This window comes from Variovorax sp. GW822-FHT04E09, assembly GCF_058800845.1.
Genome location: NZ_JBXAMR010000005.1, coordinates 275311 through 299986 on the forward strand (window position 1 = coordinate 275311; position 24676 = coordinate 299986).

23 protein-coding genes are annotated in these 24676 nt (G+C 68.5%); 15 read left to right on the top strand and 8 right to left on the bottom strand.

The genetic code is table 11. The features are described from left to right. Positions 1–16: 16 nt before the first annotated feature. Positions 17–754, bottom strand: a complete 738-nt coding sequence (locus AC1RL8_RS21470; RefSeq protein ID WP_492686266.1) for an OmpW/AlkL family protein — start codon at positions 752–754, stop codon at positions 17–19. Between the two features lie 165 nt (positions 755–919). On the opposite strand from AC1RL8_RS21470, the gene AC1RL8_RS21475 reads away from it, so the two are divergent. The 4 genes from AC1RL8_RS21475 to otsA all read left to right on the top strand — a co-directional run bounded on the left by AC1RL8_RS21475 (position 920) and on the right by otsA (position 6357). Continuing rightward, positions 920–2191, top strand: coding sequence for a multifunctional CCA addition/repair protein (locus AC1RL8_RS21475; protein ID WP_492686265.1), 1272 nt, complete (start codon positions 920–922; stop codon positions 2189–2191). Between the two features lie 73 nt (positions 2192–2264). Next, positions 2265–3056, top strand: coding sequence for a trehalose-phosphatase (otsB, locus tag AC1RL8_RS21480; RefSeq protein WP_447741195.1), 792 nt, complete (start codon positions 2265–2267; stop codon positions 3054–3056). Further along, positions 3053–4975, top strand: coding sequence for a glycoside hydrolase family 15 protein (locus tag AC1RL8_RS21485; protein WP_492686264.1), 1923 nt, complete (start codon positions 3053–3055; stop codon positions 4973–4975). Before otsB ends, AC1RL8_RS21485 begins: the two co-directional genes overlap by 4 nt. Further along, positions 4972–6357, top strand: coding sequence for an alpha,alpha-trehalose-phosphate synthase (UDP-forming) (otsA, locus tag AC1RL8_RS21490; RefSeq protein ID WP_062481194.1), 1386 nt, complete (start codon positions 4972–4974; stop codon positions 6355–6357). Before AC1RL8_RS21485 ends, otsA begins: the two co-directional genes overlap by 4 nt. A gap of 18 nt (positions 6358–6375) precedes the next feature. Here the strand turns inward: otsA and AC1RL8_RS21495 are convergent, their stop codons facing one another. Continuing rightward, positions 6376–6858: an Lrp/AsnC family transcriptional regulator gene (locus AC1RL8_RS21495; protein ID WP_139705322.1), complete on the bottom strand. Its 483-nt coding sequence runs from the start codon at positions 6856–6858 to the stop codon at positions 6376–6378. Between the two features lie 141 nt (positions 6859–6999). Between AC1RL8_RS21495 and glmS the strand changes: the two genes are divergently transcribed. Continuing rightward, a complete protein-coding gene (gene glmS / locus AC1RL8_RS21500) occupies positions 7000–8880 on the top strand; it encodes a glutamine--fructose-6-phosphate transaminase (isomerizing) (protein WP_062481190.1) in 1881 nt (626 codons plus the stop codon). A 245-nt stretch (positions 8881–9125) separates the two neighbouring features. Here the strand turns inward: glmS and AC1RL8_RS21505 are convergent, their stop codons facing one another. Next, on the bottom strand, positions 9126–9932 hold the full coding sequence (locus AC1RL8_RS21505) for a DUF1266 domain-containing protein (RefSeq protein WP_492686263.1): 807 nt from the start codon (positions 9930–9932) through the stop codon (positions 9126–9128). Between the two features lie 3 nt (positions 9933–9935). After that, positions 9936–10457, bottom strand: coding sequence for a hypothetical protein (locus AC1RL8_RS21510; RefSeq protein ID WP_095743658.1), 522 nt, complete (start codon positions 10455–10457; stop codon positions 9936–9938). Between the two features lie 315 nt (positions 10458–10772). On the opposite strand from AC1RL8_RS21510, the gene AC1RL8_RS21515 reads away from it, so the two are divergent. The 5 genes from AC1RL8_RS21515 to AC1RL8_RS21535 all read left to right on the top strand — a co-directional run bounded on the left by AC1RL8_RS21515 (position 10773) and on the right by AC1RL8_RS21535 (position 15618). Next, positions 10773–11159: a hypothetical protein gene (locus AC1RL8_RS21515; protein WP_492686262.1), complete on the top strand. Its 387-nt coding sequence runs from the start codon at positions 10773–10775 to the stop codon at positions 11157–11159. A gap of 233 nt (positions 11160–11392) precedes the next feature. Beyond that, entirely contained in the window at positions 11393–12076 is a 684-nt protein-coding gene (locus tag AC1RL8_RS21520; protein ID WP_159274070.1) for a response regulator transcription factor, read from the top strand. Further along, positions 12073–13446 carry a sensor histidine kinase gene (locus AC1RL8_RS21525; protein ID WP_492686261.1) on the top strand — a complete coding sequence of 458 codons (1374 nt, stop codon included), beginning with the start codon at positions 12073–12075 and terminating at the stop codon, positions 13444–13446. The genes AC1RL8_RS21520 and AC1RL8_RS21525 overlap by 4 nt, the downstream gene beginning before the upstream one ends. A gap of 138 nt (positions 13447–13584) precedes the next feature. Next, on the top strand, positions 13585–14073 hold the full coding sequence (locus AC1RL8_RS21530; RefSeq protein ID WP_062481184.1) for a tripartite tricarboxylate transporter TctB family protein: 489 nt from the start codon (positions 13585–13587) through the stop codon (positions 14071–14073). A gap of 33 nt (positions 14074–14106) precedes the next feature. Next, a complete protein-coding gene (locus AC1RL8_RS21535) occupies positions 14107–15618 on the top strand; it encodes a tripartite tricarboxylate transporter permease (RefSeq protein WP_070060062.1) in 1512 nt (503 codons plus the stop codon). A 29-nt stretch (positions 15619–15647) separates the two neighbouring features. Here the strand turns inward: AC1RL8_RS21535 and AC1RL8_RS21540 are convergent, their stop codons facing one another. Continuing rightward, positions 15648–16160: a bacteriohemerythrin gene (locus AC1RL8_RS21540; protein ID WP_307695548.1), complete on the bottom strand. Its 513-nt coding sequence runs from the start codon at positions 16158–16160 to the stop codon at positions 15648–15650. Positions 16161–16278: 118 nt separating this feature from the next. On the opposite strand from AC1RL8_RS21540, the gene AC1RL8_RS21545 reads away from it, so the two are divergent. Next, positions 16279–16710, top strand: a complete 432-nt coding sequence (locus AC1RL8_RS21545; RefSeq protein ID WP_492686260.1) for a YbaN family protein — start codon at positions 16279–16281, stop codon at positions 16708–16710. Here AC1RL8_RS21545 and AC1RL8_RS21550 read toward each other — a convergent pair whose 3' ends face one another. Both AC1RL8_RS21550 and AC1RL8_RS21555 read right to left on the bottom strand, forming a co-directional pair. After that, positions 16711–17118, bottom strand: a complete 408-nt coding sequence (locus tag AC1RL8_RS21550) for an outer membrane protein assembly factor BamE (RefSeq protein ID WP_062481176.1) — start codon at positions 17116–17118, stop codon at positions 16711–16713. A 53-nt stretch (positions 17119–17171) separates the two neighbouring features. Beyond that, positions 17172–18641, bottom strand: coding sequence for a YadA family autotransporter adhesin (locus AC1RL8_RS21555; protein WP_492686259.1), 1470 nt, complete (start codon positions 18639–18641; stop codon positions 17172–17174). 166 nt (positions 18642–18807) lie between these two features. Here AC1RL8_RS21555 and AC1RL8_RS21560 point away from each other — a divergent pair, with 166 nt between their 5' ends. Next, positions 18808–19200, top strand: coding sequence for a carboxymuconolactone decarboxylase family protein (locus tag AC1RL8_RS21560; RefSeq protein ID WP_062481171.1), 393 nt, complete (start codon positions 18808–18810; stop codon positions 19198–19200). 6 nt (positions 19201–19206) lie between these two features. Here the strand turns inward: AC1RL8_RS21560 and putA are convergent, their stop codons facing one another. Beyond that, on the bottom strand, positions 19207–22947 hold the full coding sequence (gene putA / locus AC1RL8_RS21565) for a trifunctional transcriptional regulator/proline dehydrogenase/L-glutamate gamma-semialdehyde dehydrogenase (RefSeq protein ID WP_492686258.1): 3741 nt from the start codon (positions 22945–22947) through the stop codon (positions 19207–19209). A 159-nt stretch (positions 22948–23106) separates the two neighbouring features. On the opposite strand from putA, the gene AC1RL8_RS21570 reads away from it, so the two are divergent. From AC1RL8_RS21570 to AC1RL8_RS21580, 3 genes are read left to right on the top strand one after another with little or no spacing between them, the layout of a single operon-like run. After that, positions 23107–23709: a helix-turn-helix domain-containing protein gene (locus tag AC1RL8_RS21570; RefSeq protein ID WP_492686257.1), complete on the top strand. Its 603-nt coding sequence runs from the start codon at positions 23107–23109 to the stop codon at positions 23707–23709. A 2-nt stretch (positions 23710–23711) separates the two neighbouring features. Continuing rightward, entirely contained in the window at positions 23712–24242 is a 531-nt protein-coding gene (locus AC1RL8_RS21575; protein WP_492686256.1) for a GNAT family N-acetyltransferase, read from the top strand. A 46-nt stretch (positions 24243–24288) separates the two neighbouring features. After that, on the top strand, positions 24289–24672 hold the full coding sequence (locus tag AC1RL8_RS21580; protein WP_095743667.1) for a PaaI family thioesterase: 384 nt from the start codon (positions 24289–24291) through the stop codon (positions 24670–24672). Positions 24673–24676 lie beyond the last annotated feature (4 nt).

Here is a 24676-nt window from a genome sequence, read left to right on the forward strand (position 1 = left end):
GGCCCGTCGGACTTCGTCAGAACCGGTACGTCGCCGCCAGGTAGGTGACGATCGGGTTCAGCTTCAGGCTCGCTTCGCTGCGCGCCACCGGCAGGCCGGTGATGCTGGTCGTGGTGAGCTTGGCCTTGGTCTTCAGCGGGATGTAGGACACCGAGAACGACACGCCCCAGTGCTTGTCGAACTGGTAGGCCACGCCGGCGTTGAGCACGGGCGCGAACGAGCTGTCGAGCTTGGCGGTGGTGTTCACCGAAGACGGACGCACGTGGAACTGGCTGGCCAGCGCGCCTTGCAGGTTCGAGGTGAGCTTCACGTCGCTGTACCAGACGTAGGTGGCACCCAGGCCCACGAACGGACGGAAGGCGTCGTTGCCTTCGTTGAAGTAGTACTTGGCCAGCACGGTCGGGCTCCACTGGCGGGCCTGGCCGAGTTCGCCCACGCGCGCCAGCGTGCCGCTGCCGTTGAGCTTGAACTTGGGCGGCACGCCGAGCACGCCCTCGACGGCCCAGTGGGGGTCGATGAAGTACGCGACGTTCAGGCCCAGCGTGTCCGAGTTGGTGACGCTCGCGCCCGAGCCGGCCAGCACGCTGTGCACGGGCGAGGTCACGGTCAGCGGCTTGCTCGAATCCTGCGGCGACAGGTGGAACCAGCCGGTGCCGACGACCCAGTCGCCCGCGTTCTGCGCCATGGCGCTGCCCGATGCCAGGACCCCGAGTGCCGCCAATGCCAACGATGCTGTTGTTGTGAGTTTCTTCATAGCTGTGAATGCTCCTTGGGTGTTGAAAACAGCCCCGCGCACGGGGGCACCGGCCAGCGACCGGTGCTTCGCGCGACGCGAATTTACGAACGGTCGTTCGCATCGCTCGTCGATTATCGAACGACCGTTCTTTTTGTGCAGGGAGAGTATCCCTACACTGCACTCATGAACATTTTTCTCGTCGGCGGTGCACTGCGCGACCGGTTGCTGGGCCGCCCCGTGTCCGACCATGACTGGCTGGTGGTGGGCGCCACGCCCGAGGCCATGGTGGCGCGCGGCTACCTGCCCGTGGGACGCGATTTCCCCGTGTTTCTGCACCCGCGCACGCGCGAGGAGTACGCGCTGGCCCGCACCGAGCGCAAGAGCGCGCCGGGCTACCGCGGTTTCGTCGTGCATGCGGCGCCCGACGTCACGCTGGAGCAGGACCTCGCCCGGCGCGACCTGACCGTCAACGCCATCGCGCTGTCCGCCGAGCACGTGGCCGCCGACGGCAGCTTCGACCCTCGCCCCGAAACCCTGGCCGATCCCTTCCACGGCCAGCGCGACCTGCGCGACAAGGTGCTGCGCCACGTGACCGACGCCTTCCGCGAAGACCCGGTGCGCATCCTGCGCGTGGCGCGCTTTGCCGCGCGCTTCGACGACTTCACCGTCGCGCCCGAAACCATGGCGCTCATGCGCGAGATGGTCGCGGCCGGCGAGGTCGATGCGCTGGTGCCCGAGCGCGTGTGGCAGGAGCTCGCGCGCGGCCTGATGGAAACGCGCCCGTCGCGCATGTTCGAGGTGCTGCGCGACTGCGGCGCGCTTGCCGTGCTGCTGCCCGAGGTCGACCGGCTCTGGGGCGTGCCGCAACCGGCGCAGCACCACCCCGAGATCGACACCGGCGTGCACCTGATGATGGTGCTCGACACCAGCGCGCGGCTGGGCGCCACGCTGCCCGTGCGCTTCGCCTGCCTGATGCACGACCTCGGCAAGGGCACCACGCCCGCCGACATGCTGCCGCGCCACATCAACCACGAGCTGCGCAGCGTCGACCTGCTGCAGGCCGTGTGCGAACGCTGGCGCGTGCCGGTGGAGCTGCGCGAGCTGGCCGAGGTGGTGGCGCGCGAGCACGGCAACATCCACCGCAGCGGCGCGCTCGACGCAACGCCGCTGGTGCGCCTGCTGGAGCGCTGCGACGCCTTCCGCAAGCCGGCGCGCTTCGCCGAGGCGCTGCTGGCCTGCGAATGCGACGCGCGCGGCCGGCTCGGCTTCGAGGACACCGCCTACCCGCAGCGCCCGCGCCTGCTCGCGGTGCTCGCGGCGGCCCAGGCCGTGGCCACCGATGTGGTGGCGCGCGAGGCGCAGCAGGCCGGCGCCACCGGGCCGCGCATCGGCGAGGCGATCCACCGCGCGCGCATCGCGGCCGTGAAGGCCTCCTTGCCGGCCACGGCCGACTGAATCCCCGCCATCGGCGCACGCCGGGACTTTGGCCGACACGCGCCGCGTGCGAGCCGTGCTATGGTTTTTCCCAATGCCAAAGTCCTCCAGCAGCAACGCCCAGTTGCCACCTCCGCCGGGCCGGGACGCCGCCCTTTTTCTCGACTTCGACGGCACGCTGGTCGGCCTCGCCGCCACGCCTGAAGCCATCGAGGTGCCGCCCGCCCTCGTGCCCCTGCTGAGCGACCTGCGCGACCTGCTCGGTGGCGCGCTCGCCGTGGTGTCGGGGCGCCAGATCGATGCCATCGACCGCTTTCTCGCGCCGCTGCGGCTGCCCGCGGCCGGCGAGCACGGCGTGCAGCGCCGCGATGCCAAAGGCGGCATGCAGGAGCAGCGCCCGCCCGACCTCGTGCCGATCCTGGACGTGGCCAACGAACTCGCGCGCATCCACGAAGGCCTGCTGGTCGAACGCAAGCACGGCGCCATCGCGCTGCACTACCGGCTCGCGCCGCAGCTGGAGGCCGTGTGCCGCGACGCGATGGCGCGCGCCATCGAAGGCCGTCCGCAGCTCGAGCTCATGCACGGCAAGTTCGTGTTCGAAGTGAAGCCTTCGGGCGTCAACAAGGGCCTCGCGATCGAAGCCTTCATGACCGAAGCGCCGTTCGCGGGCCGCACGCCGGTCTTCGCGGGCGATGACACCACCGACGAGAGCGGCTTTGCCGTCGTGCAGCCGCGCGGCGGCGTCGCGATCAAGGTCGGCGCCGGGCCGAGCCTGGCGCTGCACCGGCTCGAATCGCCGCGCGCGGTCTACGAATGGCTGGTGCAGGCCCGCGACCTGCTGGCCGCACCCGACCATCCCCAGACACCACCGAGGAGCCCCGCATGAGCGAACAACAACTGCCGGTGGCCCCCGAGGACCGCGCGGGCAACGCCCTGGCCGGCGCGGCGGGCCCTGACGACCAGGCACCGATCGATGCGGCGAAAGTGGCTGCGGCCCCGCCGCGCGGCTTCGCGCCGCCGGCCGAGCCTTCGCTCAATGTCGGCGTGATCGGCAACTGCGCCTACAGCGCGCTCATCGATGCCCGCGCCCGCGCCGTCTGGTGCTGCCTGCCGCGCTTCGACGGCGACCCGGTCTTCAACGCGCTGCTGCACCCCGGCGAGGAGGCCGGCGCCTGGGCCATCGAGATCGAGGACTTCGCCTCCAGCAAGCAGTGGTACGAGCCCAATACCGCCGTGCTGCGCACGCAGCTGTTCGACAGCGCGGGGCAGGGCATCGAGATCACCGACTTCGCGCCGCGCTTTCACAGCCGCTCGCGCTACTTCCGTCCGCTCATGATGGTGCGCCGCGTGCGCCCGATTGCCGGCGCGCCGCGCATCCGCGTGGCGCTCGACCCGCGCTTCCAGTGGGGCGCCTCGGCGCCGACCGAGGTCACGCGCGGCAGCAACCACATCCGCTACGTCGGGCCCGACGTGACCTTGCGGCTGAACACCGACGCGTCGATCTCGCACATCCTGTCGCGCCAGCCCTTCGTGATCTCGCGCGAGTACAACTTCATGTTCGGCGTGGACGAGACGCTGCTCGAAGGCATCGCCGACACCGCGCGCAAGTTCGAGCAGGAAACCATCGCCTACTGGCGCACCTGGAGCAAGCGCCTGGCCATTCCCTTCGAGTACCAGGACGCGGTGATCCGCGCGGCCATCACGCTCAAGCTCTCGCTGTACGAGGACACCGGCGCCATCGTGGCCGCCATGACCACCAGCATCCCCGAGGCGCCGGGCAGCCAGCGCAACTGGGACTACCGCTACTGCTGGCTGCGCGACGCCTTCTTCGTGGTGCGCGCGCTCAACTCGCTGAGCGAAGTGGGCACGATGGAAGACTACCTGCGCTGGCTCGGCAACGTGGTGATCGGCTCGCACGGCGAGCACATCCAGCCGCTGTACGGCATCGGGCTGGAGCGCGAGCTGCCCGAGTCCTTCGTCGAGGGCCTGCCCGGCTACCGCGGCATGGGCCCGGTGCGCGTGGGCAACCAGGCGCAGGAGCACTTCCAGCACGACGTGTACGGCAACATCGTGCTCGGCGCGGCGCAGGCTTTTCATGACCACCGGTTGCTGAGCCGCGCAGGCGTGGCGGAGTTTCCGCACCTGGAAGCGGTGGGCGAGCAGGCGGTGCGCGTGTACGGCACGCCCGACGCCGGCATGTGGGAGCTGCGCACGCGCGCCCGCGTGCACACCAGCTCGGCGCTCATGAGCTGGGCCGCCTGCGACCGCCTCGCCAAGATCGCGCGCACGCTGGAGTTGCCCGAACGCGCCGCCTACTGGCACGGCCATGCGGCGCGCATGAAGGAAGAGATTCTTGCCAAGTCATGGTGCGAAGAGCGCCAGGCCTTTGCCGAAAGCTTCGGCGGGCACGAGCTCGACGCGAGCATCCTGCTGATGGTCGAGGTGGGCCTGATCGATGCGCGCGACCCGCGCTTCATCTCCACCGTCGACGCCATGGAAAAGTCGCTCTGCGACGGCCCCTACATGCGCCGCTACGAAGCGGCCGACGATTTCGGCAAGCCCGAGACCGCCTTCAACATCTGCACCTTCTGGCGCATCGACGCGCTGGCCAAGATCGGCCGCAAGGCCGAAGCGCGGCAGATTTTTGAAACCATGCTCGCCGCGCGCAACCCGCTGGGCCTGCTGTCGGAAGACACGCACCCGGTCACGGGCGAGATGTGGGGCAACTTCCCGCAGACCTATTCGATGGTCGGCATCATCAACGCGGCCGTGCGCCTGTCCGCTCCCTGGGATTCGTGCATATGAGTCGTCTCGTCGTTGTTTCGAACCGCGTGGCCGACCCGCGCAAGCCCGCCGCCGGCGGCCTGGCCGTGGCCCTGGGCGAGAGCCTGCAGCAAAGCGGCGGCCTGTGGTTCGGCTGGAGCGGGCAGATCGTCGAAGGCGGCCCCACGGGCGAAGGTGAGCTGCACAAGCAGCAGGCCGGCAAGGTGACGCTGGCCACGCTCGACCTGAGCCGCGACGACCACGACAGCTACTACCTGGGCTACAGCAACGACGTGCTCTGGCCGGTGTTCCACAACCGCCTGGACCTGGCGCATTTCGATGCCGGCTTCATCGGCGGCTACCGGCGTGTGAACCAGCTGTTCGCGCGCAAGCTGATGCCGCTGCTGAAGGACGACGACATCATCTGGATCCACGACTACCACCTGATGCCGCTGGCCGCCGAGCTGCGCGCCATGGGCTGCAAGCAGCGCATCGGTTTCTTTCTGCACATTCCGCTGCCGCCGCAGATCATCATCGCGGCCATTCCGCAGCACGAATGGCTGATGCGCTCGCTGTTCTCGTACGACCTGATCGGCTTCCAGGCGCAGCAGGACGTGCAGCACTTCGAGCACTACGTGCGCAACGAGGCCCACGGCGAGTACCTGGGCAACGACATGTACCGCGCCTACGGGCAGACGGTGCGCTGCAACGCCTTCCCCATCGGCATCGACGTGGACGAGTTCGCGGCGCTCACGCACGCCAAGGAATCGCGCGACATGTACGAGACCATGAAGCGCGAGTACTCGAGCCGCCGGCTGTTGCTGGGCATCGACCGGCTCGACTATTCGAAGGGCATCCCGCAGCGCGTGCGCTCGTTCCGCGAGCTGCTGGCCAACTACCCCGAGAACCGCCGCAGCGCCACGCTGATCCAGATCGCTTCGCCCACGCGCGAGACCGTCGATGCCTATGCCGACATCCGCAAGGAACTCGAATCGCTGTGCGGCGCCATCAACGGCGACTACGGCGAGCTCGACTGGATGCCCGTGCGCTACATCCACCGCATGGTGGCGCGGCGCCGCGTGCCCGGCCTGTGCCGCGCGGCGGCCGTGGGGTTGGTGACACCGCTGCGCGACGGCATGAACCTCGTGGCCAAGGAATACATCGCGGCGCAGGACCCGGCCGACCCCGGCGTGCTGGTGCTGTCGCGCTTTGCCGGCGCGGCCGAGCAGCTGAAGGAAGCGCTGCTGGTGAATCCGTACGACACGCACGGCACGGCGGAGACGGTGCAGCAGGCGCTGCAGATGCCGCTGGAAGAGCGGCGCGAGCGGCACCAGAAGCTGCTGTCGCGCATCCGGGCGCAGGACATCCACTGGTGGCGGCGCACGTTCCTCGAAGCGTTGCGCGAGGCGGCGAGCGAGCGCTGATCGGGTCGGGAACCCGCGTCAGCCCAGCGGCACGCGGGCCCCGAACTTCGCGCGCTTGAGGCTGAAGAACGCCTTCACGTTGCGCACGTTGGCGTCGGCCGTGAACAGCCGCTGCGTCAGCGCGCCGTAGCCGGGCATGTCGCGCGCCACCACCACCAGCACGAAATCGGGCCCCGGCGACACGCGCCAGCACTGCTGCACCGCGTCGTCCGCGATCACGCGGGCCTCGAAGGCGTCGAGCGCGGCGGCGTCCTGCCGGTCGAGCGAAATCTCCACCACCGCCTGCAGGCCGTGGCCCAGCACCGTGGCGAGCCGGTCGGGCGAGAGCAGGGCGACCTGGCGCTCGATGAGCCCTTCCTGGCGCAGCCGCTGCACGCGGCGCAGGCAGGTCGGCGGCGAGATGCCCACCTCGGCGGCCAGGCGCTGGTTGGTCTGCGAGGCGTCGTTCTGGAGCGCGTCGAGCAGCTTGAGGTCGATGGCATCGAGGGAGATTGATTCCATATTGGTTGAAATTATGAAATAAAACGCCATCTATGGGTTTCGGTGAAATAAAAGTCCGAAACTGAAGAAATTTAGACGCCATATTTCTTGGTCGTCTCCCTACCATCGAGCCCTTCTGTTCTTCAAGACAAGGTACATCCTATGTGCGGCATCGTCGGCGCAGCCTCCCATCGCGACATCGTTCCGGTCCTGGTCCAGGGCCTTCAGCGGCTCGAATACCGCGGCTATGACTCCTGCGGCGTCGCGGTGCATGCCGGCGGCCTGAGCCGCGCACGCACCACCTCGCGCGTGGCCGACCTGCTGACGCAGGTGCGCGACGACAAGGTCGAAGGCCTCACCGGCATCGCCCACACGCGCTGGGCCACCCACGGCGCACCGGCCGTGCACAACGCGCACCCCCACTTCAGCCACGGCGTCGGCGCCGACGCGCCCGCCGCGCGCCCGGGCCGCATCGCGCTCGTGCACAACGGCATCATCGAGAACCACGAGCCGCTGCGCGCTGCGCTCGAAGCCAAGGGCTACGTGTTCGAGAGCCAGACCGACACCGAGGTCATCGCCCACCTCGTCGACAGCCTCTACAACGGCGACCTGTTCGAAGCCGTCAAGGCCGCCGTGCTGCAGCTGCACGGCGCCTACGCCATCGCCGTCATCTGCCGCGACGAACCGCAGCGCGTGATCGGCGCGCGCGCCGGCTCGCCGCTGATCCTGGGCGCCGGCAAGGACGGCACCGAGAACTTCCTGGCCAGCGACGCGATGGCGCTGGCCGGCGTGACCGACCAGATCGTGTACCTCGAAGAAGGCGACGTGGTCGACCTGCAGCCGGGCAAGTACTGGATCGTCGACAAGAACCACAAGCCCGTCACCCGCACCGTGCGCACCGTGCACGCCCACAGCGGCGCGGCCGAGCTGGGCCCGTACCGCCACTACATGCAGAAGGAAATCTTCGAGCAGCCGCGCGCCATCGGCGACACGCTCGAAGGCGTGGAAGGCATCGTGCCCGAGCTGTTCGACGGCATCGGCCAGGACGGCGCCACCGGCGCGAGCGCGCACCGCGTGTTCCAGGACATCGACAAGATCCTCATCCTGGCCTGCGGCACCAGCTACTACAGCGGCTGCACCGCCAAGTACTGGCTCGAGAGCATCGCGAAGATCTCTACCCAGGTCGAGATCGCCAGCGAGTACCGCTACCGCGACTCCGTGCCCGACCCCAAGACGCTGGTCGTCACCATCAGCCAGTCGGGCGAAACCGCCGACACGCTGGCCGCGCTCAAGCACGCGCGCTCGCTCGGCATGGAACAGACGCTGACCATCTGCAATGTCGCCACCAGCGCCATGGTGCGCGAGTGCAAGCTGGCCTACATCACGCGCGCCGGCGTCGAAATCGGCGTGGCCTCGACCAAGGCCTTCACCACCCAGCTCGCGGGCCTGTTCCTGCTCACGCTGGCCATCGCGCAGTCCAAGAACCGCCTGAGCGCGCTCGACGAGGCGCGCTACCTGAAGGAAATGCGCCACCTGCCCGTCGCGCTGCAGTCGGTGCTCGCGCTCGAGCCGCAGATCATCGGCTGGGCCGAAGACTTCGCGCGCAAGGACAACGCCCTGTTCCTGGGCCGCGGCCTGCACTACCCGATCGCGCTCGAAGGCGCGCTCAAGCTCAAGGAAGTGACCTACATCCACGCCGAGGCCTATGCCGCCGGCGAACTCAAGCACGGCCCGCTCGCGCTCGTCACCAGCGAGATGCCCGTGGTGGCCGTGGCACCGAACGACGCGCTGCTCGAAAAGCTCAAGAGCAACCTGCAGGAAGTGCGCGCCCGCGGCGGCGTGCTCTACGTGCTGGCCGACGGCGACACGCAGATCGCCAGCGGCGAAGGCCTGCACGTGATCCGCATGCCCGAGCACTACGGCGCGCTGTCGCCGCTGCTGCACGTGGTGCCGCTGCAGCTGCTGGCGTATCACACGGCGTGTGCGCGCGGGACCGACGTGGACAAGCCGCGGAACCTCGCTAAAAGCGTGACGGTGGAGTGAGCGTGCGTGGGTGGCGCGATCCTGATGTTCTCGCCAAATAAAGTCTTGAACACGCAAATAGCGTCGTAAATACTTTGAATTTGTTGATTTCCGTTTACGAGTAATCCAGTCCTCCATGCGAACAACGGCCGCAAGACATTGCGGCCGGTCAGTTCGCGACGGACAGGTGGATCAAACGTCCACGGAAATCAGCATGGAGCGATCCGACGAACTGGATCTTTTTCAGCGCTGTCGTCGAATGCGACTCACAGAGGCGACAGCACCCAAGGGCTCCGTTCATCGGTCATGAGATCTTCGGCAATACCGATGATTCCGCCCAGCGTCATATTCTGACCCGCCCAGCTGGCCCGGCCGATGATGTAGCTCTTTGCAAACTGCGGCCAGGACGAAAAATTCGAGCGCAATTCTTTGTCTGCATGCGAAAGAATGCGATCGAATTCAGCCTGCTCGATGTATTTGCGGTCCAATGACATTCTTGCAACCGTGACGAGGCGGCCCAGATCCCAGGCGAGAATTCCGGCGCTGTAATCCTTGGGAAGGTACGAGCCATTGACCTTGTCTTCGAGAAGACGAAAAACGGATCGCAGATTCTCCAGCATCTCCATCGCCTGCGCCAAAGCCGAGAAAACGAGGTCTTTTTTCTCGCTCGGCCCCTGCACAGCAATCTGCTCGCGCACCGTTTCCGGGGAGCCGTACCGCCCGCTGGCTATCAAGGCCTCGAGAACCTCCTGGCGCTCGTCTCCCGAAGCACCATCGCTGTAAATACGAAAAACAATGTCGTAAAAAAAGCGATGGCCATGGCGGCCGAGTGACGCCAGGGTTTCAGCAGCCTCCTGGGGCGAGCGTATGCCCCAGTGCGAGCCAAGTCCCTCGGCGAGCGCATCGTCAGACAACCCCGTTGCGTAGCTGTCGCAATACGCCATGATCTGTTCGGAGTTGATGAGCCCTGCTTGAAGTGCGCGCTGCGCCGCCGGATCCGCTGCGGCCCCATCGGGGCAGTTTCTGTATTTTTTGCCAGAAACTATCTGGAACAACTTCTTCAAGAAACCCATGGGTCAGATTTGCTTGAAGGTGGCATTGACGGCGCGATGCTTGAGCGCATTCACAAGAACTTCAAAGTCTGAATCCTTCACCATGTGAATGGCATCGAACTCATGCTTCTTGGGTGCCATCGACGGCGTGCTGATTTCTATTGTTTTCTCTGCACTCGATGTGGAGGTTTCCGGGATGTCCGTGATGGTGACTTGATTGATGGCGTCATAGCCCACGGTGGTCAGTACGCCCGAAAATTTCTTGACGGTCGTGAAAGACATGCCTTTCTCGTCAAGAACAATGCTGGCGCCCTGGCTGTTGGCTGCGCGTTTCTTGAAAAGTGTTCCCACCGTAAGATACGTGACATAAGCCCCGATCAACATGAGAACGCCATTGGCCACGCCGGTCGGCAGGTGAAGCCGAAGGGTGCCTATTTTCAGATCTGCAATCGGATAAAAAATGGCGGCAATGATAATTGCCGGGCCAATCAGGCCGAAAACGTACTCGAGAATCGAGTACTCCATCTTGTAATTGATGGTGTGCATGTAGCATTTTTCCTTATAGTTGATTTGGCCGGGCGATCGCCCGGTAGGTAGTCGGTCCTGCAAAATTCCTCCAACCCCCGGACTAATGTAACAAATCGCGTCTTGGTGCCGCCGGCCTGCTTTACTTCCAATGCGCCTGCAGACGCTTCGCCTGCCTTCGTGCGCAACACGTGCATCGCGATGGCGGTAAGCGCACTTCTGGCTGCTTGCGGTTCACACGATTCCCAGCCGCCCGAGCGAACGCGACCCGCGCCTGCTGCCCCCACCACGGTGATGCTGCCGTCCGTCGTGTACGGGCATGACCAGGGCCGCCGGATGTCCGAAGCCGATGACGCGTGCGGCGTGCCGGACCCGCTGCGTCAGGCCGTGCAAGATCAGTTGACGGCGCGGTATGAGGTTGTGCGCCCTGTGCCGGGTCCCGGCAGGGAGGCCGCCCTTTTGCTGAAGATCGACATCATGGACATCGTGACCGTCAGCGCAGGCGGCCCCACGATCGTGGTCATCCGTGCGGTGCTTGAACGACCGGGACTGCCCACTGCGCAATTCAAAGCTCTGCGCCAGGTGCACACCCCGTACGCTGATATCACGGCGGAGACGACCGAATGCAGCGCAATGGATGCAGTGATTCAGGGGTTGGGCGTGGACGTTGCGAAATGGATGCGCAAGCCGGTGGACGGGGTGTCTCTGGTGAACGGAGAGTGAGCGTGGTCTTCGATTTGATGGGGCCAGATCAGCTCCTCGCACACGCGACCCCCGACCGCGCGGCTTCATGGACAAACGGTAATGAAACGTGGGTCTTTCCCGCTTCCAGCTGGGCTAGGATTTGTGTCGCACGCCCCTGCATTCCAGGGGCCGCAATGTGAGCACAACCGCACCGCCATCCATGGGTATTTCTTGCCGTGGCCGCACCGACTGACGTGCTCGGCCCCACCGTCATCTGGAACTGCCTCATCGTCGAGGACGATGCCGACAACGCGCGCTACATCGCCGAAGGCTTCCGTTCGCTCGGCCATGTGGCGGTGATCAGCCGCGACGGCGCGGATGCGTTCGCGCGTGCCACGGGCGAGACGTGGGACCTGGTCATCCTCGACCGCATGCTGCCCAACGACGTGGACGGCCTGTCGATCCTCACCACGATGCGCGCGCTCGGCAAGAAGACGCCGGTGCTGGTGCTCAGCGCATTGAGCGCGCTCGACGAGCGCGTGCGCGGGCTCAAGGCCGGCGGCGACGACTACCTGGCCAAGCCCTTCGCCTTCTCCGAACTCGCGGCGCGCGCCGAGGCGCTGGTGCGCCGCTCGCGCAGCGGGCCCGAGATCCGCACGCTGCAGCTGGCCGACCTCACGCTCGACCTGGCGCGCCGCCACGTGGAGCGCGGCGGCCGGCCCATCGCGCTGCAGCCGCGCGAGTTCAGGCTGCTGGCCTATCTCATGATGCATCCGGGCCAGGTGGTCACGCGCACCATGCTGCTCGAAGCCGTGTGGGACTACCAGTTCGATCCGCAGACCAACGTGATCGACGTGCAGGTGAGCCGCCTGCGCGGCAAGCTCGATGCGGGCGGCGCGCCGACGCTGATCCACACCGTGCGCGGCGTGGGCTACACGCTGGCCGCGCCGCAATGACCTGGGCCCTGCGCCAGCTGTGGCGCTCGGTCGGCTTTCGGCTCGCCTTCTACTACGGGCTGCTCGTCGCGATCACCATGCTGGCCGCGCTGGCCATCGTCTACATGCAGACCGTCGGCGTGCTGCAGCAGCGCATGGTGCGGCAGGTGGCCGCCAGCGTGCAGCAGCTGGTGGTGCGCTACGAAGCGCGGGGCGCCGAAGGCGTGGCGGGCGAGATCGCCCATGCGCTTTCCGACGGCCGCAACTCCGACAACGAGATCTACCTGCTCACCGACCGCGAGGGCCGCAAGCGCGCGGGCAACCTCGACCAGATGCCCTCGCTGGCGCCCGACGCCGGCGACGGCGTGCACCGCCGCGTGGTGCGCGCGGGCCAGACCGTCATCGCCTACCTCGTGATGCGCCCGCTGCCCGACGGCGGCATGCTCGTGGTGGGGCACGACCTGCGCGACCAGGAGTCGATCGAATCATTGGTGGCGAGCGCCAGCGCGGCGGCGGGCATCGTGGCGGTGCTGCTGCTCATCGGCGGCACCTTCGTCTTCCGCCAGGAGCTGGAGCGCAGCGTGGGCGCGGTGCGGCGCACGGCCGCGCGCATCGCGGCGGGCGAGCTGCAGGAGCGCGTGGCGCCTTCGGGCCAGGAGGACGAGTTCGCGCTGCTGGAGGGCGACATCAACGCGATGCTCGACCGCATCCAGTCGCTGATGGACGGCGTGCGCCATGTGTCCAACACCATCGCGCACGACCTGCGCACGCCACTCACGCGCGTGCTGGTGCGCCTGCGTGCGGTGGAGGCGGGGCTCGGCGACGCCCACCATCCGCAGCGCGAGCCCGTGGCCACCGCCATCCGCGAGCTCGAGGAGCTGGCGGTGATGTTCGAGAAGCTGCTGCAGATCGCCGAGGTCGAGGCCGGTGCGCGGCGCCAGCAGTTCGCGCCGGTGGCGCTGCATGTCATCGCCGACGACGTGGCGGAGCTGTACGAGGCGGTGGCCGAGCTGCGGGGCATCGCGCTGCTGCGCGAGCCGGCCGACCGCGCCATCGCGCTCGGCGACCGCGACCTGCTCGCGGGCGCGGCGGCCAACCTGCTCGACAACGCGCTGAAGTACGGCGGGGCCGGCGCCACCGTGCGCATCGGCACGCACACGGTCGACGGGCGTGCGCAGCTGTTCGTGCAGGACGACGGCCCCGGCATTCCGAGCGCCGAGTACGAGCGCCTGGGCGTGCGCTTCCACCGGCTGGACCACAGCACGCCGGGCCACGGCCTGGGGCTCGCGAGCGTGCAGGCGGTGGTGGCGCTGCACGGCGGTCGCCTGCAGTTCGGCGATGCCCGCCCGGGCCTACGCGCCTGCATCGACCTGCCGACGGCGGACGCCTGAGCGGCGCCTTCTTCGCCTCGTCGCGCCTCGAACATTGCCGAATGGCAATGCTTTGTTCATACACACCGCGGCGCTGAATTCCTAGGATCGCTGACGCACATCCTGTGCCGATCAACGCAGTTCCAGGAGACATCAACGGTGAGAATCAAGAGTCAGAGAGACTTCTGCTCGGGCGTGCTTTTCAGCGCCTTCGGCGTGGCCTTCGCATGGGGCGCCACGACCTACAACGTGGGCACCGGCGCCCGCATGGGCCCCGGCTACTTTCCGCTCATCGTGGGCATCCTCATCGCGTGCATGGGCGTGCTGATCACGTTCAAGGCCCTCACGGTCGAGACCGCCGACGGCGAACCGGTGGGCCGCATCGCATGGAAGCCGCTGCTGTTCATCATCGGCGCCAACCTGGTGTTCGGCGTGCTGCTCGGCGGGCTGCCGAGCATCGGCCTGCCGTCGATGGGGCTCATCGTCGCGATCTATGCGCTGACCTTCATCGCGAGCCTGGCGGGCGACAGCTTCGGCTGGAAGGGCGTGACCCTGCTCGCGACCGTGCTCGCGCTCGGCAGCTACCTGGCCTTCGTGGTGGCGCTGAAGCTGCAGTTCCAGGTGTGGCCCACCTTCATCGCCGGCTGACCCGCGCAGAACAACAAGAAATCCAAGAGAACAATGGACCTGATTACCAACCTCTCGATCGGCTTCGGCGTGGCCTTCACCGCGCAGAACCTTGTCTATGCCTTCGTCGGCTGCCTGCTGGGCACGCTGATCGGCGTGCTCCCGGGCATCGGCCCCGTGGCCACCATCGCGATGCTGCTGCCCGCCACCTACGCGCTGCCGCCCGTGTCGGCGCTGATCATGCTGGCCGGCATCTACTACGGCGCCCAGTACGGCGGCTCGACCACCGCCATTCTGGTGAACCTGCCGGGCGAATCGTCGTCGGTGGTGACCGTGATCGACGGCTACCAGATGGCGCGCAAGGGGAGGGCCGGGCCGGCGCTCGCCGCGGCGGGCCTGGGCTCGTTCTTCGCGGGCTGCGTCGGCACGCTGATTCTTGCGGCCTTCGCGCCGCCGCTGACCGAGCTGGCTTTCAAGTTCGGTCCGGCCGAATACTTCTCGCTGATGATCCTGGGCCTGATCGGCGCCGTGGTGCTGGCCTCGGGATCGCTGCTCAAGGCCATCACGATGATCCTGCTCGGGCTGGCACTGGGCCTCGTGGGCACCGACGTGAACTCGGGCGTGGCGCGCTACAGCTTCGACATTCCCGAGCTCACCGACGGCATCGGCTTCATCGCGATTGCGATGGGCGTGTTCGGCTACGGCGAGATCATCGCCAACCTGGCCGTGCCCGAGCACGAGCGCGAGGTGTTCACCGCCAAGGTCAAGGGCTTGTGGCCCACCAAGGAAGACTTCCGGCGCATGACGCCTGCGGTGCTGCGTGGCACCGCGCTGGGTTCGGCCCTGGGCATCCTGCCGGGCGGCGGCGCGCTGCTGTCGGCCTTCGCGGCCTACACGATCGAGAAGCGCATCAAGCTCAAGCAGGGCGAGGTGCCCTTCGGCAAGGGCAACATCCGCGGCGTGGCGGGGCCGGAGTCGGCCAACAACGCCGGCGCGCAGACCTCGTTCATTCCGCTGCTGACGCTGGGCATTCCGCCCAACGCGGTGATGGCGCTGATGGTGGGCGCGATGACCATCCACAACATCCAGCCCGGCCCGCAGGTGATGACCAGCAACCCCGAGCTGTTCTGGGGCCTCATCGCCTCGATGTGGATCGGCAACCTGATGCTCATCGTGCTGAACCTGCCGATGATCGGCATCTGGATCAAGCTGCTGACCATTCCCTACAAGTGGCTCTTTCCGTCGATCGTGCTGTTCTGCGCGGTGGGCGTGTACTCCGAGAACAACAACACCTTCGACGTGTGGATGGTCGCGATCTTCGGCATCGTGGGCTACCTGTTCCTCAAGCTCAAGTGCGAGCCCGCGCCGCTGCTGCTGGGCTTCATCCTCGGGCCGATGATGGAAGAGAACCTGCGACGCGCACTGCTGCTGTCGCGCGGCGACTGGAGCGTGTTCGTCATGCGGCCGCTGTCGGCGGGGCTGTTGGCCGCCGCGGCGCTGCTGCTCATCGTGGTGCTGCTGCCTTCGGTGAAGGCCAAGCGCGAAGAAGCCTTCGTCGAGGAGTGACACGGCCGGGGCGCGGCATCAGGGCCGCGTCACCCGCCGAACAAGCGCCGCATCCAGCCCATCTTGACCTGCCCCGCGGCGCCGCCTTGCTGCACTGCCTTGCGCACCTGCGCATGCACCAGCACTTCCGCTGAAGAATCCGTCGTGTGCAGGTGCGCCTTCACGGTCGGCACGTACGCGCCGTCTTCATGGCGGATGTGATTGAACAACCAGCGCGAGAGCATGTCGTGCAGCTCGGCCAGCACCTCTTCGCCGTGCTCGAAGCGCGTGCGGAATTCGGTGACGCGGCGCACGAAGATCTCGTGCACCTTCCGGTGCGGGCCGGTGAAGGGGTAGCCCGCGTCCTCGATCATGGCCTCCTCGAACGCGAAGTGCGAGGCGGTGTAGTCGATGGTCTCTTCGATGATCCGGCCCACGACCTTGCGGTCGTTCGTGCGGCGGGCATCGTCCAGCGCATTGATGTACTGCACGATGCGCTGGTGCTGCGTGTCGATCTCATGGATCCCCGTATTGAGCTCGGTCTTCCATACAAGGTGGGCCATGGTCTTCAGAACTTTGCAGGTGGATGTAAAAGTCCAGTATCGGCAGCCGAAAGCGGCGCGCGGTTGATCTGAATCAAGCGCGTCGGTGCGGTGAAAGAGAAAGAAAGACAATCGGCCCGTGACCCCCGCCGAAGACCCCCAGAACCCGCCCGCTGTCGTGGAGCCCCGGCCGTTGCCGCTGGTCGTGCGCTGGCTGCTGATGGTCTTTGCCGCGCTGTGCCTCGTGCTGGCCGCCATCGGCGTGGTCGCGCCGGGCATGCCGACCACGGTCTTCGTGCTGATGGCCGCCTGGGCCGCGGCGCGCAGCTCGCCGCGGCTGCACCGCTGGCTGCTGAACCACCGGCTCTTCGGGCCGCTGCTGCGCAACTGGGAGAACGGCCGCACGGTGAGCCGGCGCGCCAAGTGGAGCGCCACCGCGGCGATGGCGTTTTGCGCGGTCGTCATCGTATTGACGGCGCACAAGCCGTGGCTCGCGTGCGTCGCCATCGGCTCGATGGCGGTCGTGCTGGCGTGGCTGTGGCGGCGGCCGGAGCCGCCACAGGGCGGCTGATCAGCCCTTGGCCAGCTCGGCGCAGATCGCCGGGTTCCAGTGGAAGCTGCGCGCCTTGTAGGCCGTGTCGAAGATCACCTTGTAGCGGCAGCTCGTCGCACCGCCGCCCGAGCGGAAGTGAAAGACGTAGTCCCACTCGCGCACGGCGGCCATGCCTTCGTCGAAGTGCGGGCGGCCGATGAGCGCGTACAGCTGGTCCTTGGTGGCGCCGGGGCCGATGGCGCGCAGGTTCTCGCGGTTCGGAAAGCTGCCTTCGGTCTGCCAGGTCTGCTGCTGGTCGGCGCCGGGCCAGACGAGTTCGGTGGCCTTGCCGTCGCTGTCGATGCCGCGGCTCACGTACGAGGTGCAGCCGGCGAGGGTGAGCAAGGCCAGCAGCGCGGCGGTGGGCAGAAAAAAGGTGCGTGTCATGAAGGAAGAATGCGTGGGGCCTGGAGCGATGGCGGTTCTGTGGTTCATGCGGCTCACCACTGGTAGCCCGCGCCGGCCGAGACGCCGACCTTGCCGCGCGAGTTGGCCGAGCCGGTGAACTTCATCACCCACTTGCCGTTGTCCGAGATGCTCGAGAAGCCGACCGCGAGGGCGCTCTGGCCCTCGTAGCCGGCGATGCCGGCCGCGATCATGTTCTTGCCCGGCATGTAGGCCTGCGGCATGCCCGCCATGGCCATCGCACCGGCGGTGCCGGCGTTGGCGTCGCGCTGGTTCACGCGGATGGCGTCGCGCCACTGCGCACTCTGTGCGTTCAGCTGGTTCACGTTCACGGCGTCGGTGCCGGCCACGCCGGGCGCCACGTTGGACACGGTGGTGCCGTTGGGCGCCTGTCCGTTGCCCAGCACGATCTGGTTGTGGTTCACGCTGCCGTCCACGTTGGTCACGTAGTTGACCGCGCCGGCCTGCACGGCCTGCAGCTGGCGCACGTTGACCGCGTCGGTCGCCTGCGTGCCGCCCGCCACGTTTGTGATCTGCCGCTCGCCGCCCGCGCTGCCGACCGAGACCGCGCCCTGCGTGGAGCCCACGGCGACGTTCGAGAAGCGCTCTTGCTGGCCGTTCATGCCCGCGCGGTCGGCGACGGCGCCGGCGCCGAGTGCCACGCCATTGACGGCGCTCGCTGTCGCGCCCGTGCCGATAGCCACGGCGGACGCGGCCGATGCCGTGCTCTGGCGGCCCACGGCCACGGCCGACTCGGCACCCGCGGTGGCGCGGTCGCCCACGGCCACGGCGCTGTCGGCCAGCGCCTGCGTGTTCGCGCCCAGCGCGGCGGCGTTGATGCCGTCGGCGATCGCCTTGTCGCCGGCCGCCAGGCTGCTCTTCTTGCGCGCCTGCGTGTTGGCGCCGAGTGCGGTCGAATTGATGTCGCTCGCGGTGGCGCGGTCGCCCACTGCGACGCTGCTGGTGGCCACGGCCGTGCTGTTGGCGCCGATGGCGGTAGCGTTGGTGCCGAAGGCCTGGGCCACGTTGCCCACGGCCGTGCTGCTGACGCCCGCGGCCACGGTGGTGGAGCCGATGGCGGTGGCGTAGGTTTCGGTGGCGCGCGCGTCGGAGCCCGCTGCCACGCTGCCGAAGCCGGTGGCCTTGGCGGCCGTGCCGCCGAGCAGCAGCGCGTCGCCGCCGAGGTTGCCGCTCACCATGCCTTGCAAGGCCGCGGCATCGGGGCCGCCGTTCACGGGGTCGGTCGGCACGCCGGTGATGAGCGCGAAGCCGCCGCTGCCGTTGGGCACCTGGCAGGCCCACGTGGGACCGGCGCCGCCCGAACTGCATACTGCGCCCGATCCTGTGGTGTAGCTGGTGCCGCCCAGGCTCACATCGGCCCAGGCCGACGGGCCTGCGAGGCCGGCGGCCAGTGCGAGCACGGCGCCCGCGATGCCTCGGGTTTTCTTCTTGCAGACGAATGCGGCGCGCGCACCGCCCCCCACGTGCTGTGTGACGTGTTCCATGGTTCTCTCTTCTCCCTGAGATGGCGCCTGATGGCGCGCTTGATGTGTGACGCTTCGACTGTATGAACCGCAGGGCGCGTGAACCTAGGACCTAATTCACAATAAATGTGAAGGTACCGAAAGCAAATGTTGCTTTGCATCGCACATTCACACTTCAGGAGATCGCATGAAACCCCAGCCCATCGAGCACGCCGCCGCTTCCGACGAGGTCCGCGCGGTGTTCGACGACATCAAGGCGTCGCGCAACGTGCCCGACGTCAACAATTTCTGGAAGTACCTGGCCAACGACCCGGCCACGCTGAAGCGCACCTGGGCCAGCCTCAAGGAGGTGATGGCGCCGGGCGCGCTCGACCCGGTGGTGAAGGAAATGATTTACCTGGCGGTGAGCGTCACCAACAACTGCGGCTACTGCATCGCGAGCCACCACGCGGGCGCGGAAAAGGCCGGCATGACGCCGGCCATGTTCGCCGAGCTGATGGCCGTGGTGGGCATGGCGAACGAGACGAACCGGCTGGTCAACGGCTACCGCGTGCCCATCGACCCGGCGTTCGACAAATAAGCCCGTTCACCCGATCGTCATCAGGCTCGCATTGCCGCCGGCCGCGGCCGTGTTGACGCTCAGCGCGCGCTCCAGCACCAGGCTTTCGAGCGGAATGCCGGTGTCGCCCGGCGCGAAGCCGCGCACGCCGACGAGGGGGCCGGGCCGCGCCGCCACCTGCTGCAGCACGCCGGCAAGGTGGCCGGCGTCGCCGTGGTGCAGCACGGCGTCGAAGACCACGGTGGGCGCGCGCCAGTCGTTGGCGAGCACGACCGCGTGGCGTGCTTCGTCGGGCAATGCGGCCAGCAGCGCGTGCGCGCCGGGCGCATCGGCCGGCCAGATGGCGGTGCTGCCGACCGACAGCACGGCCGCCAGTTGCACGAGCCGGTCGGCTTGCGCATCGGCGAGGCACAGCACGGCCTCGCGCGGCTGCAGCGTGTAGACGTTGCGCTCGCCGGTCGGGCCGGCCAGCGTGCGTGCACGGCCGACGTGCGCCAGGCCGGCGAAGCGGCGGCACTGCGCGGCCAGCGCGTCGCGGCCCGTGTCGCGCGCCCAGCCTTCGAGCGCCGCGAGGCCGGCCGATGGTGAGACGGGTGCGTCGTCCGCCACGGCGCGCGCCAGCACGTCGTCGGGCCGCGCCGACAGCAGGCGCGCCATGTACAGCGGCCCGCCGGCCTTCGGCCCGGTGCCCGACAGCCCTTCGCCGCCGAAGGGCTGCACGCCCACCACGGCGCCGACCATGTTGCGGTTCACGTAGACGTTGCCGGCCTGCGCCTGCGCCACCACCTGCGCGATGGTCTCGTCGATGCGCGTGTGCACGCCCAGCGTGAGGCCGTAGCCACTGCCGTTGATCTGGCCGATGAGCGCGCCCAGGTCGCGGCGGCGGTAGCGCAGCAGGTGCAGCACGGGGCCGAACACCTCGCGCTGCAGCTCGCCCAGGTGTTCCAGCTCGACCAGCGTGGGCAGCACGAAGGTGCCGTGGCGCGTGTCGTGGCCGAACTCGCGGCCCTGGCGGAACACGCGCCGGCCGCGCCCGCGCATGCCGGCGATGTGGCGCTCGATGCCATCGCGCGCCTCGTCGTCGATGACGGGGCCCACGTCCACCGCGAGCCGCGCGGGGTTGCCGATGCAGCTCTCGGCCATCGCGCCCTGCAGCATGGCGACGAGGCGGTCGGCCGCCTCTTCCTGCACGCACAGCACGCGCAGCGCCGAGCAGCGCTGGCCCGCGCTGTCGAAGGCCGAGGCCATCACGTCGGCCACCACCTGCTCCACGAGCGCAGACGAGTCCACGATCATCGCGTTCTGTCCGCCGGTCTCGGCGATCAGCGGCACCGGCGCGCCGTGCGTACCCAGGCGCGTAGCCAGCGTCTTCTGCAGCAGGCGCGCGACCTCGGTCGAGCCCGTGAACATCACGCCCTGCACGAGCGCGTCGCCGACCAGCGCGGCGCCGACGGTCTCGCCGCGCCCCGGCAGCAGCTGCACCGCCGCGCGCGGCACGCCCGCTTCCCACAGCACGCGCACCGCTTCGGCGGCGACCAGCGGCGTCTGCTCGGCCGGCTTGGCCAGCACCGGGTTGCCGGCCGCGAGTGCGGCGGCCACCTGGCCGGTGAAGATCGCCAGCGGAAAGTTCCACGGGCTGATGCACACCACCGGCCCGAGCGGGCGGTGCGTGGCATTGGCGAAGTCGGTGCGCGCCTGCGCCGCGTAGTAGCGCAGGAAGTCGACCGCCTCGCGCACCTCGGCGATGGCATTGGCGCCGCTCTTGCCGGCCTCGCGCATCAAGAGGCCGAGCAGGCGCGGCTGCTGCGCTTCGAGCAGGGCGGCGGCGCGCTCGAGCGCGGCGGCGCGTTCGGCCGGCGGCGTGGCGGCCCACGCGGCGGCGACGGCTTCGGCCCGCGCAATGGCCGAGGCCACGTCGCCCGGCACCGCGTCCTGCACCTGGCCGACGAGGTCGCGGCGGTCGGCGGGGTTGCGCACCTCGGCCCAGGTGCGACTGGCTTCGTCTTCGGCGCGTGGCGCGGCGAGCATCGGCGTCGCGCGCCACGGCTCGGTCGCGCTGGCCTGCAGCGTGGCGGCGAGCGCATGCAGCGTCGCTTCACTCGCGAGGTCCAGGCCCTGCGAGTTCGCGCGCTGCGCACCGTAGAGCGCGGCCGGCAGCGGAATGGCCGCGTGCGGCAGGCCCATCGCACCTTCCTGCGCAGCCATGCGCTCGACGGTCGCGACCGGGTCTTCCACCAGCGTGTCGAGCGGAATCGACGCATCGGCGATGCGGTTCACGAACGAGGTGTTGGCGCCGTTCTCCAGCAGCCGCCGCACCAGGTAGGCCAGCAGCGTCTCGTGCGTGCCCACCGGCGCGTAGATGCGGCAGGGCCGCCCGAGCGGGCCCACCACCTGCTCGTACAGCGGCTCGCCCATGCCGTGCAGGCACTGGAACTCGTACTGGCCCGGCGTGTAGCGCGACGGGTCGGCCATCGTGTAGATCGCGGCCAGCGTGTGGGCGTTGTGCGTGGCGAACTGCGGGTACACCGCGTCGGGCGCATCGAGCAGCCGGCGCGCGCACGCGAGGTACGACACGTCGGTGTAGGCCTTGCGCGTGTAGACCGGGTAGCCCGCGAGCCCGTCGAGCTGCGCGCGCTTGATCTCGCTGTCCCAGTAGGCGCCCTTCACGAGCCGCACCATGAGCCGGTGGCCGCTGCGGCGCGCGAGGTCGATCACCCAGTCGATCACGAAGGGGCAGCGCTTCTGGTAGCCCTGCACCACGAAGCCGATGCCCTGCCAGCCCGCCAGCGCGGGCTCGAAGCACAAGCGCTCCAGCAGGTCGAGCGAGAGTTCGAGCCGGTCGGCTTCTTCGGCGTCGATGTTCAGGCCGATGTCGTAGTGCAGCGCCAGCAGCGCCAGGTCGCGCAGCACCGGGTACAGCTCGGCCATCACGCGCGTGTACTGCGCGCGGCTGTAGCGCGGGTGCAGCGCCGACAGCTTGATCGAGATGCCCGGCCCGCCGTACACGCCGCGCCCGTTCGAGGCGCGGCCGATGGCGTGGATGGCGTCTTCGTAGGCCGCGCGGTAGCGGCGCGCGTCGTCGGCCGTGAGCGCGGCCTCGCCGAGCATGTCGTACGAATAGCGAAAGCCCTGCGCCTCGAGCGTGCGCGCATGCGCCAGCGCCTGGGCGATGGTTTCGCCGGTGACGAACTGCTCGCCCATCATGCGCATCGCCATGTCCACGCCCTTGCGGATCAGCGGCTCGCCGCCCTTGCCGATCAGTCGCGTGAGCGTGGCCGACAGGCCCGTCTCGCTGTGCGTGGCCACCAGCCTGCCCGTGAGCAGCAGGCCCCAGGTGGCGGCGTTGACGAACACCGACGGGCTGTGCCCCGCGTGCGCCTGCCACTGGCCCTGCGCGATCTTGTCGCGGATGAGCGCGTCGCGCGTGTCGGCGTCGGGAATGCGCAGCAGCGCCTCGGCCAGGCACATCAGCGCCACGCCTTCCTGCGACGACAGCGCGTACTCCTGCAGCAGGCCCTGCACGAGGCCCGAGCGACCGCCGCCGTTCTTGCGCTGGCGCAGCTGGTGGGCGATGCGGTGGGCCAGGGCGTGGGCTTCGGCGGCCTGATCGGCCGGCAGCCGGGCCTGCGTGAGCAGCGGTGCCAGCGCCTGCGATTCGGGCGGCCGGCAGGCGGCCGTGATGCGGGTGCGCAGCGCGGAAGGCGCGGAGGGGCCGTCGGCGAAGGTGGCAAACGTCGAGGGCAGGGGGGCGGGATCGTTGGCGCTCATGGTGCGTCGATGGTGGTGATGTGTTGGATGATTTCAGCGATTGGCATGAATATTTCTCCAAAGAACAGTCACTTCGACGAGCAAGTCTCTGCGGCCGAGACGGCCAGCTTTCAGCCTGGGGTTGACTGCATTTCTATTTCATTGGATATTTAATCCAATATGAAAGAAGAATCAGCGTCACCCCCCAGCCTCAACGACCGCATCGCCCAGCGTGTGCGCGCCCTGCGCGCCGCGCGCGATCTCTCGCTCGACGCCCTGGCCACGCACTGCGGCGTCAGCCGCTCCATGATCTCTCTGATCGAGCGCGGCGAGAGCAGTCCGACGGCCGTGCTGCTCGAAAAACTCGCGACCGGCCTGGGCGTGCCGCTGGCCTCGCTGTTCGAGTCCGACGCGCCCACCGCCAGCCCGGTGTCGCGCCGCGCCGACCAGCTCGAATGGCGCGATCCGCATTCGGGCTACCTGCGCCGCAACGTCTCGGCCGGCGGCGACGCCTCGCCGATCCAGATCGTCGAGGTGCTGTTTCCGCCCGGCGCGCGCGTGGCCTACGAAACCGGCGCGCGCGAGCCGCGCATCCACCAGCAGGTGTGGGTGCTCGAAGGCTGCATCGAACTCGCGGTCGGCGACCAGCAGCACCGGCTCGAGGCCGGCGACTGCCTGGCGCTCGTGCTCGACCAGCCGACGAGCTACTTCAACCCCACCCGCGAGACGGCGCGCTACGCGGTCGTCATCACCAGCGCGCCTTCCCACGCCAACCGGAAATGACCATGACTGCTGCCACCACTCCGCGCCTGCGCGCCCTTTCTTCCGTCAGCGAGGCCGAGCTGAACGCGCTGGCCGACGTGCTCATCGATTGCGTCGACGGCGGCGCCTCGGTGAGCTTCATGCAGCCGCTCACGCCCGAGCGCGCGCGGGCCTTCTGGCGCCACGTGGCCGACGGCGTGGCGCGCGGCGAGCGCGAGTTGCTCGTGGCCGAGGACGACGCAGGCATCGTCGGCACCGTGCAGCTGGTGCTGGCGCAGCCCGAGAACCAGCCGCACCGCGGCGAGGTCGCGAAGATGCTGGTGCACCGCCGCGCACGCCGCCACGGCCTCGGCGCGCTGCTGATGAAGGGCGCCGAACAGCGCGCGCGCGACCATGGCAAGACCCTGCTGGTGCTCGACACCTCCAGCCCCGAGGCCGAGCGGCTGTACACCCGCTGCGGCTGGCTGCGCGTGGGCACCATCCCCGGCTACGCGCTGCTGCCCGACGGCACGCCGTGCGGCACCACCTACTTCTACCGCGCGCTCGGCGACTGACGGCCGTGCGGTCTACAGTCGGCCGGTCCGTTCATTTCCCGTCGCCATGAAACACCCCTTCGCCGAACTGATCGACCTGCATTGCGAGCAAGCCACCGCCGGCGCCAGCACCATGACGCTGGTCGTCGCGCCGCAGCACCTGAACCCGCACGAGGTGGTGCACGGCGCCGTGCTGTACGCGCTGGCCGACACGGGCATGGGCACGGCGCTGTACCCCACGCTCGAGGCGGGCGAGATCTGCGCCACCATCGAGATCAAGATGAACTACTTCAAGCCCGTGTTCGAAGGCCAGGTCGTCTGCAGGACCACGCTGCTCAACCGCGGGCGCACCGTCGCCAACCTGGAGTCGCGGCTGTACGTGGGCGAGGTGCTCGTGGGGATGGCGAACGGCAACTACGCGATCTTCCGGCGCAGCCGCGCCGAGGGCTGAGCGC